This is a genomic window from Vibrio sp. N418 (genome assembly GCF_000222565.1).
Classification (GTDB): Bacteria; Pseudomonadota; Gammaproteobacteria; order Enterobacterales; family Vibrionaceae; genus Vibrio; species Vibrio scophthalmi.
On the sequence record NZ_AFWD01000045.1, the window covers coordinates 35,888 to 54,377 of the forward strand.

Annotated in this window: 16 protein-coding genes; 14 read left to right on the forward strand and 2 right to left on the reverse strand. The window is 45.0% G+C overall.

The features are described from left to right. Window positions 1–43 precede the first annotated feature (43 nt). Both RH86_RS08655 and RH86_RS08660 read left to right on the forward strand, forming a co-directional pair. Window positions 44–1,870 (forward strand): SUMF1/EgtB/PvdO family nonheme iron enzyme, encoded by a 1,827-nt coding sequence (locus tag RH86_RS08655; RefSeq protein ID WP_009385967.1) that lies wholly within the window; start codon window positions 44–46, stop codon window positions 1,868–1,870. A gap of 295 nt (window positions 1,871–2,165) precedes the next feature. Beyond that, window positions 2,166–2,885 carry a helix-turn-helix transcriptional regulator gene (locus tag RH86_RS08660; RefSeq protein ID WP_009385968.1) on the forward strand — a complete coding sequence of 240 codons (720 nt, stop codon included), beginning with the start codon at window positions 2,166–2,168 and terminating at the stop codon, window positions 2,883–2,885. Window positions 2,886–2,951: 66 nt separating this feature from the next. Here the strand turns inward: RH86_RS08660 and pdxH are convergent, their stop codons facing one another. Next, window positions 2,952–3,587 carry a pyridoxamine 5'-phosphate oxidase gene (gene pdxH / locus RH86_RS08665; RefSeq protein ID WP_009385969.1) on the reverse strand — a complete coding sequence of 212 codons (636 nt, stop codon included), beginning with the start codon at window positions 3,585–3,587 and terminating at the stop codon, window positions 2,952–2,954. Between the two features lie 226 nt (window positions 3,588–3,813). Between pdxH and RH86_RS08670 the strand changes: the two genes are divergently transcribed. The 11 genes from RH86_RS08670 to sstT all read left to right on the forward strand — a co-directional run bounded on the left by RH86_RS08670 (window position 3,814) and on the right by sstT (window position 15,769). Continuing rightward, complete coding sequence (locus RH86_RS08670; RefSeq protein ID WP_009385970.1) at window positions 3,814–5,205, forward strand: HlyD family type I secretion periplasmic adaptor subunit; 1,392 nt, start codon at window positions 3,814–3,816, stop codon at window positions 5,203–5,205. Beyond that, window positions 5,189–5,953 carry a transglutaminase-like cysteine peptidase gene (locus tag RH86_RS08675; protein WP_009385971.1) on the forward strand — a complete coding sequence of 255 codons (765 nt, stop codon included), beginning with the start codon at window positions 5,189–5,191 and terminating at the stop codon, window positions 5,951–5,953. Before RH86_RS08670 ends, RH86_RS08675 begins: the two co-directional genes overlap by 17 nt. Before the next feature lie 5 nt (window positions 5,954–5,958). Further along, complete coding sequence (locus RH86_RS08680; protein ID WP_009385972.1) at window positions 5,959–7,869, forward strand: EAL domain-containing protein; 1,911 nt, start codon at window positions 5,959–5,961, stop codon at window positions 7,867–7,869. A 20-nt stretch (window positions 7,870–7,889) separates the two neighbouring features. Further along, window positions 7,890–10,007 carry a type I secretion system permease/ATPase gene (locus RH86_RS08685; protein ID WP_009385973.1) on the forward strand — a complete coding sequence of 706 codons (2,118 nt, stop codon included), beginning with the start codon at window positions 7,890–7,892 and terminating at the stop codon, window positions 10,005–10,007. Window positions 10,008–10,241: 234 nt separating this feature from the next. Beyond that, window positions 10,242–10,880, forward strand: coding sequence for a DUF2057 family protein (locus tag RH86_RS08690; protein ID WP_009385974.1), 639 nt, complete (start codon window positions 10,242–10,244; stop codon window positions 10,878–10,880). A gap of 76 nt (window positions 10,881–10,956) precedes the next feature. Beyond that, window positions 10,957–11,490: a GNAT family N-acetyltransferase gene (locus RH86_RS08695; RefSeq protein ID WP_009385976.1), complete on the forward strand. Its 534-nt coding sequence runs from the start codon at window positions 10,957–10,959 to the stop codon at window positions 11,488–11,490. 143 nt (window positions 11,491–11,633) lie between these two features. Beyond that, window positions 11,634–12,059, forward strand: coding sequence for a hypothetical protein (locus tag RH86_RS08700; RefSeq protein ID WP_009385977.1), 426 nt, complete (start codon window positions 11,634–11,636; stop codon window positions 12,057–12,059). Continuing rightward, window positions 12,056–12,646: an SCO family protein gene (locus tag RH86_RS08705; protein WP_009385978.1), complete on the forward strand. Its 591-nt coding sequence runs from the start codon at window positions 12,056–12,058 to the stop codon at window positions 12,644–12,646. The genes RH86_RS08700 and RH86_RS08705 overlap by 4 nt, the downstream gene beginning before the upstream one ends. Window positions 12,647–12,658: 12 nt before the next feature. After that, on the forward strand, window positions 12,659–13,105 hold the full coding sequence (locus RH86_RS08710; protein WP_009385979.1) for a copper chaperone PCu(A)C: 447 nt from the start codon (window positions 12,659–12,661) through the stop codon (window positions 13,103–13,105). Window positions 13,106–13,225: 120 nt separating this feature from the next. Then, the gene (rsgA, locus tag RH86_RS08715) at window positions 13,226–14,278 is read left to right on the forward strand and encodes a ribosome small subunit-dependent GTPase A (protein ID WP_009385980.1); all 1,053 of its coding nucleotides are present in this window, start codon (window positions 13,226–13,228) and stop codon (window positions 14,276–14,278) included. Window positions 14,279–14,545: 267 nt separating this feature from the next. Further along, window positions 14,546–15,769: a serine/threonine transporter SstT gene (gene sstT / locus RH86_RS08720; protein WP_009385981.1), complete on the forward strand. Its 1,224-nt coding sequence runs from the start codon at window positions 14,546–14,548 to the stop codon at window positions 15,767–15,769. Window positions 15,770–15,898: 129 nt separating this feature from the next. On the opposite strand, the gene RH86_RS08725 is transcribed toward sstT, so the two are convergent. Then, window positions 15,899–17,128: a tetratricopeptide repeat protein gene (locus tag RH86_RS08725; RefSeq protein WP_038219470.1), complete on the reverse strand. Its 1,230-nt coding sequence runs from the start codon at window positions 17,126–17,128 to the stop codon at window positions 15,899–15,901. A 508-nt stretch (window positions 17,129–17,636) separates the two neighbouring features. On the opposite strand from RH86_RS08725, the gene nagB reads away from it, so the two are divergent. Beyond that, entirely contained in the window at window positions 17,637–18,437 is an 801-nt protein-coding gene (gene nagB / locus RH86_RS08730) for a glucosamine-6-phosphate deaminase (protein WP_009385983.1), read from the forward strand. Window positions 18,438–18,490: the final 53 nt, after the last annotated feature.

Consider the following 18,490-nt stretch of genomic DNA (forward strand, 5'->3'; position numbering starts at 1 on the left):
TTAGAATAAGCTAATTAATTTAATTGAAGATAGACATACCACGATGCGAACAAGTTTACCGACTCTTTTGCTGGCATTATCTCCATGCCTTATAAGCACTGGCGCATTGGCAGACACTACAGCAACCACTGTTGTTTCCATTGATGACCAACTATTTTCCAAGCATGCAGAGCTAGAGAGCGCACTTAAAGTACGCAAAGAGCAACAGGCTAGCGTAGCCCAGCAGCAAAAGATGTTGCTTCAAGCCAAGAAAAACAATCAAGCACTGACGGATAAATTTGCCGCGGCGAAAGTTCAGCTAGAAGCTGACTATAAAGCGATGATTGATGATCCTAGCGTTGATCTCGCCAGCTCGCAAAACGCTTACCAAGATGCATGGAAAGACCTCAAGCAGAATCAGCAAGACAAATTAAACGTCGAGCAACAGCTTGAAGACGCCAAGCTGCTGTTAGCCCAGCAAGATGCAAAAATTCAAACCATTGAACAAGCAATCGCTGACTTTGATGGCGCTAAAATTCGCGCGCGTGTCGAACGCCTAGAAACTGAACTCTCGCCGAGCCATCAAGTTAACGTCAGCTTTACTAATCGCTGTCAGTCAAATATGACCTTGGCTCAGTGTGATAACCAAACTCGTGAACTGGCACTTCAAAAAGCCGTCAAACAATTCCAAACTGAGTTGATTGATCAAACCACTGAAGCGCAGTTAGTCAAAGCGAATGCGAGTAAAGCATCGTTCAATATCCATGTTATGCGCCACAAAGTCACCAGTTCGGGCTTCTACGACGGTGAACGCTATCGCACGATTATGGACGTCGATCTTGAATCTCGTCTCGATAACACCACCGCCTGTACCCTGCTTGATGTTGATAAACAATACTGTTTTGAACCGGGCTACACTTCTGCGGACCAGTTTAGTAATGAGAAAGAAGTCGCATGGGTAACACTTTCGATTCGCTCAAACCAATTTGATGACCAAGTTTTTGTTGATGGTGTTTCATACGGCAATACGCCAGTAGAGATTATGCTGCCCGTTGGCCCACATCACATTGTGGTGAAGAAAGATGGCTTCCAAACTTTCGATCAAAACTTAAGCATTAAATCCGATCACCAACTACGTGCGAATTTAAAGCAAAAAGCAAATAGTCTCAGCGCTGGCGATAAGTTCGCAGACCTAATCAAAGGTGGGATTACCGCGCCGCAACTTGTGGCCATCGTACCCGGCGAATATATGCTGGGTGAGAACGCATCCAATCAAGTTTACCTTGATCATGCTTTCGGTATCGGCGCCCTTCCGGTCACGGTTGGTCAGTTTGATAACTTCGTTCGTCAAACGGATTACCAAACAGATGCGGAACTTAAAAATACCTGCACTGCCATTGTGGAAGGGGACGTCACCGCGATTGAGAAAAGCTATTGGCGTAATCCAGGCTTCAAACAAGCGAGCGATTCACCGGTGGTTTGTATCAGCAAAAATGATGCAAAAGCGTACGTAAAATGGCTGAGCCAACAAACGGGTTACCACTACCGTTTACCAAGTGAAGATGAATGGGAAATTGCCTCACGCGCTGGCAGTCAGAGCGACTACTGGTGGGGGAATGACTTCATTACTGGCGAAGCGAATACAGGTTGGAGTAGCTCACCGTGGGCTAACACTAGCACTTCTCCAGTAAAGTCTTTTAAAGCTAACCCTCTTGGCCTTTACGATACCGTTGGTAACGTATGGCAGTGGACTAACAGCGCACAAGGCATTGCAAAAGGCGGCGCATGGAACTTTTCTCCAGCGAAAGCGGTTGCTTACGAGCGTCTCTATCTTTCTCCAACCAGTGCTGCGAACTATGTGGGTTTCCGTGTTGTTCGTGAAATCAAATAGATAGATATCACAATAGTGAAAAAGAGGGGGGATTTCCCCCCTTTTTTGTTTTTGTCGCACGGGATACAGTCACTTCAAGCTTTGGCACTCAGTGTCATCGTCGGCATCAATAGTCGTATATTGATGCCTCTATCACTCAGCAGACCCTCGTTGAGTCATAGAACCTCTTCTACACGTCGACAAGAATTATTCTTGTATTTGCCAGATATTGATGAGATATCTGGCTTTTTTTATATCTTCACTAAGCAGAATCTCTTACCATATGCGTATCTAGTATCATATATGAGATTGCACCATGAGTTTGGTGGATAGTACGTTTGATTCGTTGGTCAACCAACTACCAGGCTACTGGGGCTGTAAAGATTTAGACTCGGTATTCGTTTATGTAAATCAAGCATACGCGCAATTAATTGGCTTCCAATCTAGCGAACAAATTACCGGCTTAACAGACCATGATATGCCTTGCAAAACCGTCAATTGCGCCGATGATTTCCGTCAACAAGATCGCCATGTAATCCAAACGCAATGCTCACTGAAAATTTTGGATATTCATCCCTACCCTGATGGCAGCTGGCGTGCTCATATCTTCACCAAGAAACCTTGGTATGACGATGTTGGTCAGGTTCGTGGCACCGTTTTTTTTGGTCAAGATCTCACTGAGACCGCCATCCTTGAAGTGGGGCATTGGATCTGCAGAGCCACCGGGCTGAGCAGTGGTTTAAAAGTCCCAAAGGTCGATGATTTTAAGTCGACTAAAGAAAAGCTGACAGCTCGGGAGGAAGAAGTGCTGTTTCTGCTGCTCTACGGCAAAAAGCCCACGTTCATTGCCGATACAATGAACATCTCAATTAAAACGTTTGAAGGCTATGTGGCGCGACTGCGAGCTAAATTTTGTGCACACAGCAAAGCCCATTTAATTGATCTCGCCCTTGACCGTGGCTACGGTTCGCATATTCCTCAAACTCTGCTGCGCACGCAACTCTCAGTCGTACTCAATAATGAAAACGCCACATAAATGTGGCGTCTTTTACGTAAGATCAGTTAGCTTATCGGGCTTTGGGCATTAAAAATCATAGAACCACTATGGTGCGAGACGATCGATATCCCAACGCCCCTCATCTTGCGAATACAAGAATCGGTCATGAAGACGATTTTCTCCGCCTTGCCAAAATTCAATGCTCGTTGGCTTAATGCGGTAGCCCCCCCAGAACGAAGGCACTGGAATTTCACCTTGAGCGAACTTCTGTTTTAACTCAAGAAATTTACCTTCCAATATTCCTCTTGCAGATATACGACTGCTCTGTTTGCTGGCGATGGCAGCAAGTTGGCTCTCTTTGGGTCTTGAGGTGAAATACTTAAAATTCTCTGCGGCAGTCAGTTTTTCAGCCACGCCCAGCACGTTTACTTGTCTTTCAAGATTATGCCAAGGGAAATGCAAACTCACTTTCGCATTGCCTTCAATATGCTGTGCTTTACGGCTACCCAAATTGGTATAAAAGACAAAACCATCTTGATCGCAATGTTTAAGCAAAACGATACGTTGGTATGGTTGTCCTGAATCATCCACGGTGGCGACAGTCATTGCCGTCGGATCAAGCAATTTAGCCTCAATCGCTTGTTGAAGCCAAAAATTAAACTGCTCAATGGGGTCACCACGCAAATCTTTACGACGTAAACCCCCTTTGCTGTACTCGCGGCGAATATCTTCCAGTTCCATTTCATCTCCTTGGCATTTTTTGGTGATTGTGCGCCCATATTATTGATAACTCAAGACCTATCCAGATTTTGCGTCTAGACTTATATGAGTACTTTGCATTCAAAATCACCCATTAGATTTAGATATTCTCACTATTTATACTGAACTTTAATATCAAGTTCTTAACATTTTAGTGCAAAGGTAATAAAATCAATTAAATAACGTAAGTAAACGCTAGGGAAATTCAATGACCAAACGCAGTTACAATCGTCTTAATTCTGACGAATTGGACTATGTCGATGACAAGACTGCCGCCCTTCTGCTTAATACCCCTAATAGCGCTCGTATTATGCTTTGGCTGATGCTGTTATTTTTTATTATCGCTGTTGCATGGGCATCGTGGGCTGAAATAGATAAGGTTACCGTTGGCCAAGGTAAGGTTGTGCCTTCTTCACAAATCCAAGTCATTCAAAACTTAGAGGGTGGCTTGGTCAAGGAGATCTTAGTTCGTGAAGGGCAAATGGTCGAAAAAGGCCAACAACTGCTGCTTATCGACGACACTCGTTTTCGTTCCGACTTCCGTGAGCGAGAACAGCAAGTTGCCAACCTAACCGCGAGCGTAATTCAGCTATCAGCCTCTCTCGCCAGTGTCTCAATTGCCGAAGAGTTTGATAGTTCCAACTGGCAAAAGAACGTCACCATTGATTACAGTAAACTCGAATTCCCTGACGGTTTTGAAGAACAACGCCCTCAGTTAGCCTCTCGTCAACAAGCAGAATACCGACAAGATCTTAACGAACTACGCAACCAAATCTCACTTATCGACCAACAAGTAAAACAGAAGCAACAAGATTTGGTTGAGATTGAAGCGCGTGTACGCAACTTACGTGAAAGCTACAACTTTGCGCGTAAGGAACTCGAAATCACCAAACCACTGGCGGATGAAGGCGTTGTGCCACGCATCGAACTACTCAAACTGCAGCGCCAAGTGAACGATACTCGTCGTGAAATGACCTCTAGCAAATTAAAAGTACCAGTGCTGAAATCAGCCATTCGTGAAGCAATGCTGAGCCGAATTGATGCTGGGCAAAAATTCCGCTCAGAGCAGCAAGAGAAACTCAATCAGGCGGAAGACAAACTCTCGGCAATGACTGAATCCACCGTAGGACTTGAAGACCGAGTAAATCGTACCGTGGTTGTTTCGCCTGTGACTGGTACTGTCAAAACGTTGAACATCAATACTGTGGGTGGTGTGATTCAACCCGGTATGGATATTGTCGAGATCGTACCAAGCGAAGATACACTGCTGGTTGAGGCAAAAATCGCCCCACAAGATATCGCTTTCTTGCACCCTCAATTGCACGCCATTGTTAAATTTAGTGCGTATGACTTTACTAAATACGGTGGATTAGATGGTACGTTGGAACACATTAGTGCCGATACGACCACGGATGAAGAAGGCAATAGTTTTTATCTTGTGCGCGTGCGTACTACCGAAACGAGTTTAAACAAAAATGAATCATTGCCTATTATTCCCGGCATGACCGCATCAGTCGATATCATTACTGGCAAGCGTACCGTGATGGAATACTTGCTAAAACCGATTTTGAACGCGCAGACCAATGCACTTAAAGAGTAAACCGGTTGGTACGTCAAATGCGCAGAAGCTTAATGAGCTCAAAGTGGGTTCATTAAAGCGCTTACGTAATAAAAGCGCACAAAGAATAAAGTTCACGCTACTCGCCTCACTGCTTGTGTTTGGCTCAAGCGCGTCACAAGCACTGAACAGTAAAGAACAGCGCTTAGTGGAAACGGTGACACGAATTTACGGTGACCGAGCGGGTTTGAGGGTCACCACATGGCGCAAAGAAATGGCGGTGTATCATGGTCTGCCTGAACATAAGCAGCTGGCTCATGTGAATCAGTTTTTCAATCAACTTAACTTTGTTAATGATGACAAATTATGGGGAAAAAATGACTATTGGGCGACACCACTGGAGTTTCTCGGTAGTAACGCTGGCGATTGTGAAGACTTCACCATCGCTAAGTATTTCTCCTTACTGGAACTCGGCGTCTCAGATAAAAAATTGCGTCTGGTGTATGTTAAAGCCATCACTTTGAATCAATTTCATATGGTCTTAGCTTATTACTCCAGTCCAAGCGCAGAACCTTTGATTCTCGATAACATTAATCCAGAGATCATGACCGCATCAAAACGTCGAGATCTATTACCGATCTACAGTTTTAACGGTAAAAATCTGTGGTTAATGAAATCACAAAATGGACAGTTGGCAGGGAAGTCATCGCGATTAAGTCTATGGAATGACCTTCGTGCTCGCGAGAAATCGCTCCAACTAAGAAAACCAATTGTAAATTACGATGAGTAGGCACTATGACTCTTTATAAACAACTTGTCGCAGGGATGATCGCGGTGTTTATCCTCTTAATGGTTTCGGTGTTTCTCATCGAATTCAATACGACTCGTAACAACCTTGAGCAGCAACAACGTTCCGAGGTCAATAACACCATCAATACAGTTGGGTTAGCGCTCGCGCCTTACCTGCAAGAGAAAGACCCAGTCGCGGTCGAGTCAGTAATCAACGCCCTGTTTGATGGTAGTAGCTACTCGGTAGTACGTTTGATTTTCCTTGATAGCGGCGAAGAGATTGTCCGTACTTATCCAGTGCAACCGAGCAATGTTCCTGACTGGTTTATCAAGCTAGGATTGTTTGACAAAATCCATGACAGCCGTGTTGTAACAAGTGGTTGGATGCAGCTCGCGGAAGTCGAAATCGTCAGCCATCCCGGCGATGCGTACGCTCAGTTATGGAAAGCGTTTGAAGAATTGGTGATTGTTTTCTGTATTGTGCTCTTGATTGGCCTACTCGCCATCTCATTTATTTTGCAACGCGCGTTAAAGCCACTACGAATGATCGTAGAGAAGATGGAACAAGTAGCGCGTAACCATTTTGGTGAGCCACTGCCCCGTCCTGCCACGGTCGACTTAATCAGCGTGGTTGATGGCATTAACAGCATGTCTGCCCAGCTAGAGCTTTCCTTTAAAGCACAAGCAAAAGAAGCGCAGCAGCTTCGCCAACGTGCCTACATCGATCCGGTATCAAACCTCGGTAACCGCGCTTATTACATGAGTCAGCTTAACTCTTGGTTAGGTGAAGGCGGCTACGGTGGTGTGGCTTTACTCGAAGCACGCTTTATCAAAGAGCTTTACGATGAAAAAGGCTACGAAGTGGGTGACAACATGGTCAGAGAACTGGCCGAACACTTAAAAGTGTCGCTTACTACCAATGGCATTGTTATCGCTCGTATCTCTTCAGACGAATTTGGCTTTATCATTCCAAACATTGACGATGATGAATTGAAGCTATTAGCACAAAGCATTGTCACCTATGTACAGAATCTAAACGCTGACCCTACCGGCATGGCACAAGCGAAAGCATCCCTTGGGGTAGTCCACAACACCACCAGCTGTTCAGCCTCGGAAATTTTGACCATGCTGGATAACTCGTTGGCGCAAGCATCATCTAATCCAGAATTGAGCTTTGGTTACACCACCAGTGATGACTCACGCACACTGATGGGTAAACAGCAGTGGAAACTGTTGGTGGAAGAGGCAATCAGCAATGATTGGTTTAGCTTCCGTATGCAGCCGGCGAACAGCAGCAGTGGCCAAACCTATCACTACGAAGTATTTAGTGCGATTGAGCATGACGATAAACGCTATAGTGCACCGCAATACTTGTTTGCCTTAGAGCAACTAAATGTCAGCCACATTTTAGATCAATATGTGATTAGCGCGATGCTCGATAAAATTCGCCACGACAACTTAACCTCACCGGTCGCGATTAACATCGCTCAAGGCAGCATTTCTCAACCAAGCTTTATTCGCTGGGTGAGCCAGAAACTCAATAAGAATAAGGATATTGCTCAACTTATTCACTTTGAGATTCCTGAAGATTGCTTTGTCATCTCTCCACACCATTGTGCGTTGTTCTGTAATGCGGTTCGATCTGCAGGCGCTGATTTTGGTGTTGATAACTATGGTCGAAATTTCCAATCTCTCGATTACATCAATGAGTTCCGCCCAGCGTACGTCAAGCTCGATTATCTCTACACTCACCATTTAGAAGATGAAAAACAAAAATTCACGTTAACGTCGATCTCTCGAACAGCAAACAATTTGGGGATTAAGACCATTGCTTCGCGAGTCGAAACTCAAACGCAATTAGACTTCTTGTCTGAACACTTTATTGAAGTTTTCCAAGGCTTCATCGTTGATAAATAGCAGTAGGAAAGGCTGATTGTATGCAGGATCCGTTACTCAGTTCACTCATTTACGTTAGTCGGTATTATGGGTTAGCGAATTCACCTGAGGCCCTGATCAATGGTTTACCATTATCAGATGGCAAACTTACGCCATTTCTCTTCCCCCGCTCAGCCGAGCGTGCTGGATTGGTGGCCAAAGAAAATCGTTCTGATCTGACTGCAATCTCAGATCTTGTGTTGCCCGTCGTGTTACTGCTCAAAGGCGGTGATGCCTGCGTGCTAAACGCCTTCAACCACGAAGACAACGCCGCGGAGATCGTCACCGGTGAATCAGGCCTTGTCCCTGTTTCGGTACCTATTGAAGATCTCAAGCAGCAATATATCGGTCGCTACTTTCTGGTTAAGAAACAATTTCGCTATGACGAACGTTCTCCAGAGGTTTTGGATACCAAAAAAGGCCACTGGTTTTGGAGCACGATTTGGCAATCGAAAAACATCTACCGTGATGTATTAATCGCTTCAATATTGATCAATCTCTTCGCGGTTGCCGCACCGATGTTTACGCGGATTGTTTACGATAAAGTGGTGCCTAATCTCGCTTTCGAAACCTTGTGGGTGCTGGCCAGTGGTATTTTTGTCATCTTTTTATTCGATCTGGTGCTCAAGCTCATGCGCAGCTACTTCATCGACGTGGCAGGCAAAAAATCCGATATTCTGATTTCATCGAAACTGTTTAGCAAAGTGCTGGGTATTCGCATGGAGGCAAGACCGCCTTCGGTCGGTGCTTTTGCTCGACATTTGCAAGAGTTCGAATCCATTCGTGAGTTTTTCACTTCAGCGACGATTGGATCCTTGATCGATTTACCTTTTGCCATTTTATTCTTGTTCCTCATCTGGCTAATGGCGGGGAATTTGGTGCTGGTGCCTATCGCAGGGGTGTTGATATTGATTATCTACTCTCTGCTAATCCAAGGGCCATTGCGCCGAGCGATTGAAGAAGGCTCTCGTTTAGCCTCACAAAAATACGCCAACCTGATTGAGAGCCTTTCAGGGCTCGAGACAGTGAAACTGTTCGGTGCACAAAGCCAATTCCAATTCCGCTGGGAAGAAGCGGTTGCCCACATGGCAAACTGGAACATCAAAAGTCGCCGTATCACGGATGGCATTCAAAATACTGCCAGCTTCGTTCAGCAAGCTTCCAACGTGGGGATGATTATTTTTGGGGTTTACCTCATCGCTGAGGGCGACTTGACGATGGGTGGGCTTATTGCGGCGACAATGCTCAGTGGCCGTGCAATAGGACCAATGGTTCAGCTCTCTTTACTCTCGACACGTTATAATCAAGCGAAATCCTCCATGACCATCATTGAGCAAGTGATGAGCATGCCGGATGAGCAAGAAGAAGGTAAACGTTACATTCATCGCCCAATCATCCACGGTAAAATTGAACTTGATAATGTGACCTTCCACTACCCAGATTCACCGATGGCTTCGATTCGCAATCTAAGCTTGACCATCAACCCGGGTGAAAAGGTGGCGATTATTGGCCGTATTGGTTCAGGTAAAACCACATTAGAGCGTTTGATCCTTGGTTTATACAAACCAACAGAAGGTCATGTACGTATTGATGATACCGATATTGAACAACTCCATCATATCGATATCCGTCGTAATATTGGCTGTGTACCACAAGATAACCACCTGTTCTATGGTTCAATACGTGACAACATCACGCTGGGCCGACCTCTGGCCGATGATCGTGATGTGATGGATGCGGCCAATCGTGCTGGAGTGACAGTGTTTACCCAACAAGATCCTGCTGGTTTGGAACGTCAAGTGGGTGAAGGCGGTCAATTGCTTTCTGGTGGTCAACGTCAAGCGGTTTCTATCGCTCGTGCCATTCTAGGACGCCCGCCAGTGCTATTGATGGATGAGCCAACCAGCGCGATGGATAACCGCTCTGAAATGCACATCAAGCAGCAGTTAGCGCAATTAAACAAGCATGAAACGCTGATCTTGATTACTCATAAAACCTCAATGCTTGACGTTGCAGAACGCGTTATTGTGATGGAAAAAGGTTCCATTATCGCGGATGGTCCAAAAGCAGAAGTATTGCAGAATTTAATGCAAGGTAAGGTTAGAGCCGTTAGCTCCTAACTTATTGCGGTTCCATTACCCCCTTTACTAATGCCAGCAACTTGCTGGCATTAGTATTTTTACAACAAGTCTCCTCACTTTTCAGATTGTTAGCGCTACACTTAACAACAACACTCGCAATCGATACGAAATGACATTTGTGTGAATTTTCCAACATCTAACATTGCACCCCTTGCAATCCCCACCATCAGTGGGCAAGCTCATCCTTTACGCTGCAATATCTAGGAATACATAATGAAAACAATGACAACCCTACTGGCTAGCCTCCTATTCACTGGTGTAGCCCACGCGGATATCACTTTAAACCTGCCAGACAACATTGACCTATTGGTGGTTAACCAAGCGAAGCCTGACGTTAATGGCGGCTTATTCAGTTCAGCCAAAAGCGTGACGTTGCCGGATGGTGAAAATCAAATTGTACTGCGCTACCAGCCCTACTTCACCAAAGGTAACGACCGTCACATCGTTGAAGGTGAAGCCATCATCGCCAATTTTTCAGCAGAAAATACCACTCTTGATTTCGTACTACCGGAATACCGTAATGAGCGTGATGCGGAAAACAATATTAAAAAACTTGAGTTAGGCCTGGTCAACCAGCAAGGGCAATCGATTGAAATAGTCCAAGATGTTCTACAGAAAGATGGTCTACAACTTGGTCGTGACTATGTCATCGAAAGCAAACTCTATAACGAAAGTGCGGGGGTTGCGGCCTTATCGAGCAGCGTTGCTGCCGTCGCCATGACAAACTCTACTGCCAATACCAAGGCCGTAAAAGTTAACGCCAACACCGCTGAAGAGATGCTGCATTTTTGGTATCAAAAAGCCGATGATAAAACCAAAGCGAAATTTAAGCAGTTCGTTAACCAACAATAATCGATACATTGATCCTTAAGCCGCAATGCATAAAATGAGTTACTGCGGTTTAAGGATGATTATCTAGGAGGCGGTGATGTTTACTGTTCATATTGATAACGATATTGAATTGGCTCTAATAGAAGAATCTCTCGCGGCTCAATACTGTGCGCTTGTCAGCGAACAAATCGATTACCTTTCGCAGTGGTTGGCTTGGCCTGCCTTTTGTCAGAGTGAACAAGATTTTCGTCACTTCATCCAACGTTCATTGCACGATTATGCCGAAGGGCAATCTCTCACTTGCGCGATACTCTATCAAGGAAAACTGGTTGGCAATTGCAGTTTAAATAGCATTGATCATGATCTCAGTCGGGCAAAAATTGGCTATTGGCTTGCTCAAAATCACACCGGAAAAGGCATCATAACCCGCTCGGTGCTTAAACTCATCGACCTCGCCTTTAATCACTATCAGATCCATAAAGTAGAGTTGGCCGCTGCGGTCGATAACCTCCCTAGCCGCAAGGTTGCAGAACGTACCGGGATGAAACTCGAAGGCATTATTACCAACAGTGAAAAAGTAGGTGATCGTATTCTCGATCACGCAATTTATGCCATACATAAGTCCGTTTAGCGTCACTATCTGTTATTGAGTGGTCATTTTGTAGGGCAGAGACCCAAGCGTAACTTGATACTCGGCACAAAATTGTTACACAATACAAAACTATTGTTAGTGAAGTGATAGCATATCGTTTCAATAAATCATTTTGTTTGCCCATGCCCACTTTACTTAAACTCATTTTCATCGCTATTGCGCTGGTCACTGGCTATTTCGCTCAAGATATCTCCTCGTGGTTCAGTAACGACAAACAAAGCCAACTGGCGCAATACTGTCAGTTATCGACTCGTGGTTGTGAGCAAGAATCCATCACGGTAAAACTTGATCGCGATATCGCCCAGCCTTTAATGCCTGTGCAGATTTCTGCTACTTGGCCAAACAGCCAATCACCTTCGCTACGGCTAACGCTTAACGGGCACGAAATGGATATGGGCACGGCATTGTTTGAACTCCAAGCCACCGGCAATGGTCTCTATCAAGCTGAAGTGCTGCTGCCCGCCTGTACGATGGAAAACATGACTTGGGTTGGTCAATTATCCGATGGTCAACAATCAATCGCCCTCGCGATAAGGATGGCACGATGAGTAAAAATTGGTCTCTAATTTTAGTCGCCGCCTTTGCTCTGGGGTATGGCGTAAAGGTTTTTATTGATAGCAAACCGACTCCTACCGTTAATGAAGCAGATAGTGCTAAAGTGATATTTCAGGGCGAAAACAACAACGCTATCGATCTTTTCGATAACCAAGATGATCGTGTGCGGATAATTTATTTCGGTTTTACTCATTGTCCAGATGTTTGTCCCACATCTCTTGCCATGTTAGCGGGCGCACTCAATCAACTCGACGACACGACCAAATCAACCATTCGTCCGATATTCATTTCTCTCGATCCTGAGCGAGATGATGCCAATACAGCACATACTTATGCTCAGTATTTTCATCCTCTGATTGAAGGGCTATCAGCGCCAATCGACGTGACTCAGCCTCTCGCCACCAAATATGGCGTGGTATTTAAAAGAACCGAACTCGAAGAGTCTGAGCTGAAATATACGCTCGACCACAACTCTTATTTTTACTTTATTCACCCCGATGGTAGCTTGATCACTAAGGTGCCTCATACGCTCACGCCGGCACCTTTAGTTGCCGCAATCAAAAGTCTCAACCAACAATAACAAGGACTGACCATGAAACTCAACGCTTTGCTCTTAGCCGCCTTAGCGCTCAGCCCGATTGCTCATGCCAATATGGATATAATGACGCACCATCCATACGCCCGTGCGACACCACCTAACGCAGCAACCAGCGCGGTATTCGTCGAATTAATGAATCACACTGAACAAGATCGCGCCATCGTTGCGGCATCAACACCAGCAGCAGGCAACGTTGAGCTACATGACGTGATCCATGACGGCGATGTTATGCAAATGCGCCAAGTAGAACAAATTGAAATTCCAGCTCAAGGCCATGTCTCGTTAAAACCCGGCAGTTTGCACATCATGCTATTTGAGTTGACTAAACCTCTGGTTGAAGGTGAAAGCATTGACGTTGAACTCACTTTTGCCAATGGCGAAAAACAAACTTTCAATGCCCCTATCAAAGCAGTGATGAAAGGAATGAAACATCATCATTAATTATTACTAAGTGGGAAAGGGGCTGAGCATAACTCAGCCCCTTTTGTTATGCTTCTCGCAATCAATAGACCTGATGCCGCATCGCTCACAGCAGGCATCACATGCTTGAGGTAGTCATATATGAACAGCACTGTTCATCCCGTAACACTCTCTCAACTGGGTTGGAACCATTTATTTCAAACTCAGCTAACGCTCGATGAGCTTGAATCCAATACCATCGCTCGAATTAGTGAACATCACCGTAGTGGTTACACGCTCGTCAGTGAGCAGGGAGAAATGGCTCTCGCTATACACAAGTCGCTACCCGACATGACGGTTGGCGACTGGATCGTACTTGATCGTCATGGTCAATTTGTCCGATTGCTTGAGCGCCAATCTCTATTTAGCCGCAAAGCTGCGGGTAGCAAAGTGGCAGAACAGCTCATCACCTCAAATATCACTACTTTATTTATTGTTTGCTCGCTCAACGATGACTTCAACTTAAATCGGATCGAACGCTATCTTGCCATCGCGTATGAAGCCGATGTCGAGCCCGTTATTATCTTGACCAAAGCCGACTTGTGTAATGACGCCGAAGAAAAACGCGCACAAGTCCAATCACTCGATACTATGCTGATGATAGAAGTCGTCAATGCGCTTTCAACGGAGCAATGCCAAGCATTATTCGCTTGGTGTAAGAACGGAAAGACCGTCGCCTTTATGGGCTCTTCCGGTGTCGGAAAATCCACCTTAGTGAACAGTTTACTCGGCGAGAGCACTCAATCGACTGGCCATATTCGGGAAAACGATAGCAAAGGTCGCCATACCACCACCAGCCGTTCATTGCACTTATTGCCAAGTGGTGGAGTATTAATCGATACACCGGGAATGCGCGAGCTACAAATTCATGACTGCGCTGATGGTGTTGAACAAACATTTTCTGATATCCAAACGCTGGTTGAACAATGTCGATTTGCCGACTGCCAACATGCCAATGAACCGGGATGTGCGATCAATAAAGCACTAAATGCAGGTCAAATCGACCTACGACGCGTCAACAACTACCTAAAGCTAATGCGTGAACAACAACGAAACAGCGCATCACTGGCTGAACAGCGATCCAAAGATAAGCAATTCACTAAATTTTGCCGTTCAATACAAACAGAGAACCGCTCACGAAAGAAGGGTCTTTAGATAAATTTCGTTTGTCGACAGCATTAGAGGGGCAATTCGCCCCTCTTTTTAAACACTAAGCAAACGTTAAAATGCAACATAAAATTCACAACAAATCACAAATCGCAATCTTTAACCCTAATATCCAATTATTTCTAGACACAATATCTCAAAGCGCTAGTATAAATTATCTCAGTAGCCATTCGCTGAGCGACGCCCAAGACACACCAAAATACTAATTACTTGGGTAATACAATCGAATTACATAAATACTTCGCAGGGATAACTATGCAACACAACTCTCTCTTAGCACGATTTGCACGAGGCAATTTAGTGCTCCAAATCTTAGTCGGTATCATTTTGGGTATCGCACTGGCACTAATTTCACCTGAATCAGCGCAAAGCGCAGGCTTACTTGGTAGCTTATTCGTCGGCGCACTAAAAGCCGTCGCACCGATCTTGGTGTTTATCTTGGTAGCAGCTTCAATTGCCAATCAACGTAAAAACCAGCACACCTACATGCGCCCTATCGTGATCTTGTACCTTTTTGGCACCTTCACCGCAGCCTTAACTGCAGTGAGTATGAGTTTTCTTTTTCCAACCACTCTAACTCTGGTGTCGGGCGCTGAAGGGGCAACCCCACCGCAAGGTATCGCTGAAGTTCTCAATACACTGCTTTTCCAAGTGGTTGATAACCCAGTACATGCGCTAATGAACGCAAACTATATTGGTATTTTAGCGTGGGCGATTGGTTTAGGTCTGGCGCTGCATCATGCATCAGGCACTACGAAAGCGGTTTTTGAAGACTTAAGTAACAGCGTGTCACAAATTGTACGCTTCATTATTCGTCTCGCCCCGTTTGGTATTTTTGGTCTTGTTTCATCAACCATCGCCACCACGGGCTTTTCTGCACTCGCAAGCTACGGTCACTTATTAGCGGTACTACTTGGCGCAATGGCCATCATTGCTCTTGTGGTAAACCCATTGATTGTACTTTTTAAAACCAGAGAAAACCCATACCCGCTGATTTTCCAATGCTTACGTGAAAGTGGTGTTACGGCATTCTTCACTCGTTCAAGTGCGGCGAACATTCCAGTGAACATGGCGTTGTGTGAAAAGCTAAATCTGGATGAAGATACGTACTCTGTATCGATTCCACTGGGTGCAACCATCAACATGGCAGGTGCTGCGATTACTATTACGGTATTAACGTTAGCCGCTGCCCATACTCTAGGTATCCAAATTGACCTACTTACTGCGTTGCTACTGAGTATTGTTGCTGCGGTTTCTGCGTGTGGAGCTTCAGGTGTTGCTGGTGGTTCGCTACTACTGATTCCGCTTGCTTGTAGCCTGTTTGGTATTCCAGATGAGATCGCGATGCAGGTGGTTGCCGTTGGCTTCATCATTGGTGTAGTACAAGATTCTGCTGAAACAGCCCTAAACAGCTCAACGGACGTTGTCTTTACCGCTGCAGTTTGTAGACAGAAACAAAAGCAACAACCTCACGGTTAGAGCCGATGATATAAGGTTTAGGCCTAGTGGTTTAAACTACACAACAAGTAAATGCAAAAAAGCCCCGAGAGTGATCTCGGGGCTTTTTAATTTGTTTTTTCTAATCGCGAGATTAACAATCTACCATGCTTAACTGCGCGACCTATCCATGGGTGATTGTGAGAAGTCGAGCGTGGCGGCTGATGTGACACTTACTTGAGGCTGTTGATTGGATGAATCATCAATGGCCTGAAAAGGCACCCCATCAAGCGTTTCTTCTTGCGATAATACCTCGCTGGTCATCTCTTTCTCTACTTGTCCGTTAGACTTAGATTCCGCATCTGCGTCTTTAGTGACCGCTGGCATTGGGTCATATTTGTCTATGTCGATCTCACGCTTATAAAGTTTATTGAAGGCTTTAATCAAGGCGTGCTTACTTACTTTATTGGCTAATATTCGCTTAAGCATTGGTTTGGCGAGCGCTTGCAAACCCACAACAGTATCAACACTCAAGTTAAGCGCGACTTGTTCACGCAAAACACGGGCTTCTTCATGCCCCATCTGTCCTGCTAAAAACAGCCAGATATAGGCAATACTACGGCCACTCACGCCATGCTCAAGCCAAATTTCACCGGCCTTATACATCGCTGGAACATAGCCTTTTTCAGCGGCACGCTCTAACCAATAGCACCCATGAGCAAAATCTTCTTCAACACCAATACCATTCAGATAGTTAAGACCCAGTTTCATGCGACCTTCATTGTTACGTAATAGTGCAACTTTCCGAAACCATTCTGTGGATGCCACAGGGCTTGGGGAAGGGTTGGCATTCGCAATCATCCAATCACCGAGGAACAGCATAGCCGGTGCATATTGTTGTAATGCGGCTTGCTCCATTAATGCAAAACCCTTGTCAAAATTCTGCTCAATACCTCTGCCGTAATAAAGCGCTTCTGCTACTTGGAATTTCGCAGACATATCACCATCACTCGCCGCAATGGCCTTTTTCCAGAATTTTGCCTGTTCTCTTAACACCATGTCATCACGCATTCGCTCACTAATGCGAACAATACCGTACATGCCGGTTACGTTCTCTTGCAATGCGGCTTTATGATACCAATAGAGCGCCTTGCGCAAGTTGGTTCGTTCGGCTTCTTTCGCTAAGTACAAAATCATCGTAAGGTCGCCATTTTCCGCTTTCCTTACGCGCTGCTCTTCTTCTTGCTTTCGATCACGTTCAAGTGCTCTACGGTAGGTGATTTCCCGTTGTTTACGCTCGCGTTCAACACGCTTTTGTCTTAATGACAGCGCCAACATCCAAGCAAATAACAGCAGTAAGAGTAACCCGGTCGCACTAATGGCGATCCCCATCATATTCATTCTTTTTATGCCACACGTTGAGTTAATGGTCGCTAGCTTGCTCTACCCCAACCTTTCTTAGGTTGTTCGGTGAAAAGTCAATTGCAGCCTGTTGCAAGACTCTAGTTCCTGCACCTGAAGTTACTAACCTCTATATCGGCTTTTTGCCGAAAACATTGAGAGATTTCATCACACTTAGAGCGGATTCGCGAACGAAATCGATGGGTAGACGACCAGCTCATCAATTTGTGACTCGCTTATCAATTCACATAATTATGTTATAAATCCGTCAATTACAACCAACCGCTATTGATAGTTCGCTGAATAAAAAATCCTTTTATCCTCCGTATAAAATAGCATACATCTCGGGGAGAACATTGCTCAGCAATCGTATGCGTTATCATTTATCGCATCATTTTAAAAAGAAATGACAAAAATTGACCAAAAACAATAGAACAACCAGATCACTTATTTTATAATGCGAATTAATGTGTACAGCATATTGAATTCCAATAATTAGGGGCAAAAAATGAGACTTATCCCGCTTCAACAAGCAGCACAAGTAGGTAAATGGGCAGCAGCGCATATCGTAAAACGTATTAACGATTTCGCACCAACAGCTGAGCGTCCGTTCGTTCTAGGTCTACCAACCGGTGGTACTCCTCTAGCAACTTACAATGCACTAATTGAATTGCACAAAGCTGGCGAAGTTAGCTTTAAGCACGTAGTTACTTTCAACATGGATGAGTACATTGGTATCCCTGCGGATCACCCAGAATCATACCGTTCTTTCATGTACAACAACTTCTTCAACCACATCGACATTCAGGACGAGAACATCAACCTGCTTGACGGTAACGCGGCTGATAACGAAGTTGAATGCCAACGTTACGAAGACAAAATCAAGTCTTACGGCAAAATCAACCTATTCATGGGCGGCGTAGGTAACGACGGTCATATCGCATTTAACGAGCCAGCATCTTCTCTGTCTTCACGCACTCGTATTAAGACACTAACTGAAGAAACTCGTATCGCGAACTCTCGCTTCTTCGATGGCGACATCAACCAAGTACCTAAGTACGCACTAACGATTGGTGTTGGCACTCTACTAGACGCACAAGAAATCATGATTCTGGTTACAGGCCACAACAAAGCGCTAGCTCTAGAAGCAGCGGTTGAAGGCAGCGTTAACCACCTATGGACTGTATCTGCACTTCAGCTACACCCTAAATCAGTGATCGTATGTGACGAGCCATCAACTCAAGAGCTTAAAGTGAAGACAGTTAAGTACTTCCATGAGCTAGAAGCAGAGAACATCAAAGGTTTCTAATCTTTAGTTCACTCTATTGATGAGAAAGGAGGCAATTGCCTCCTTTTTGTTTA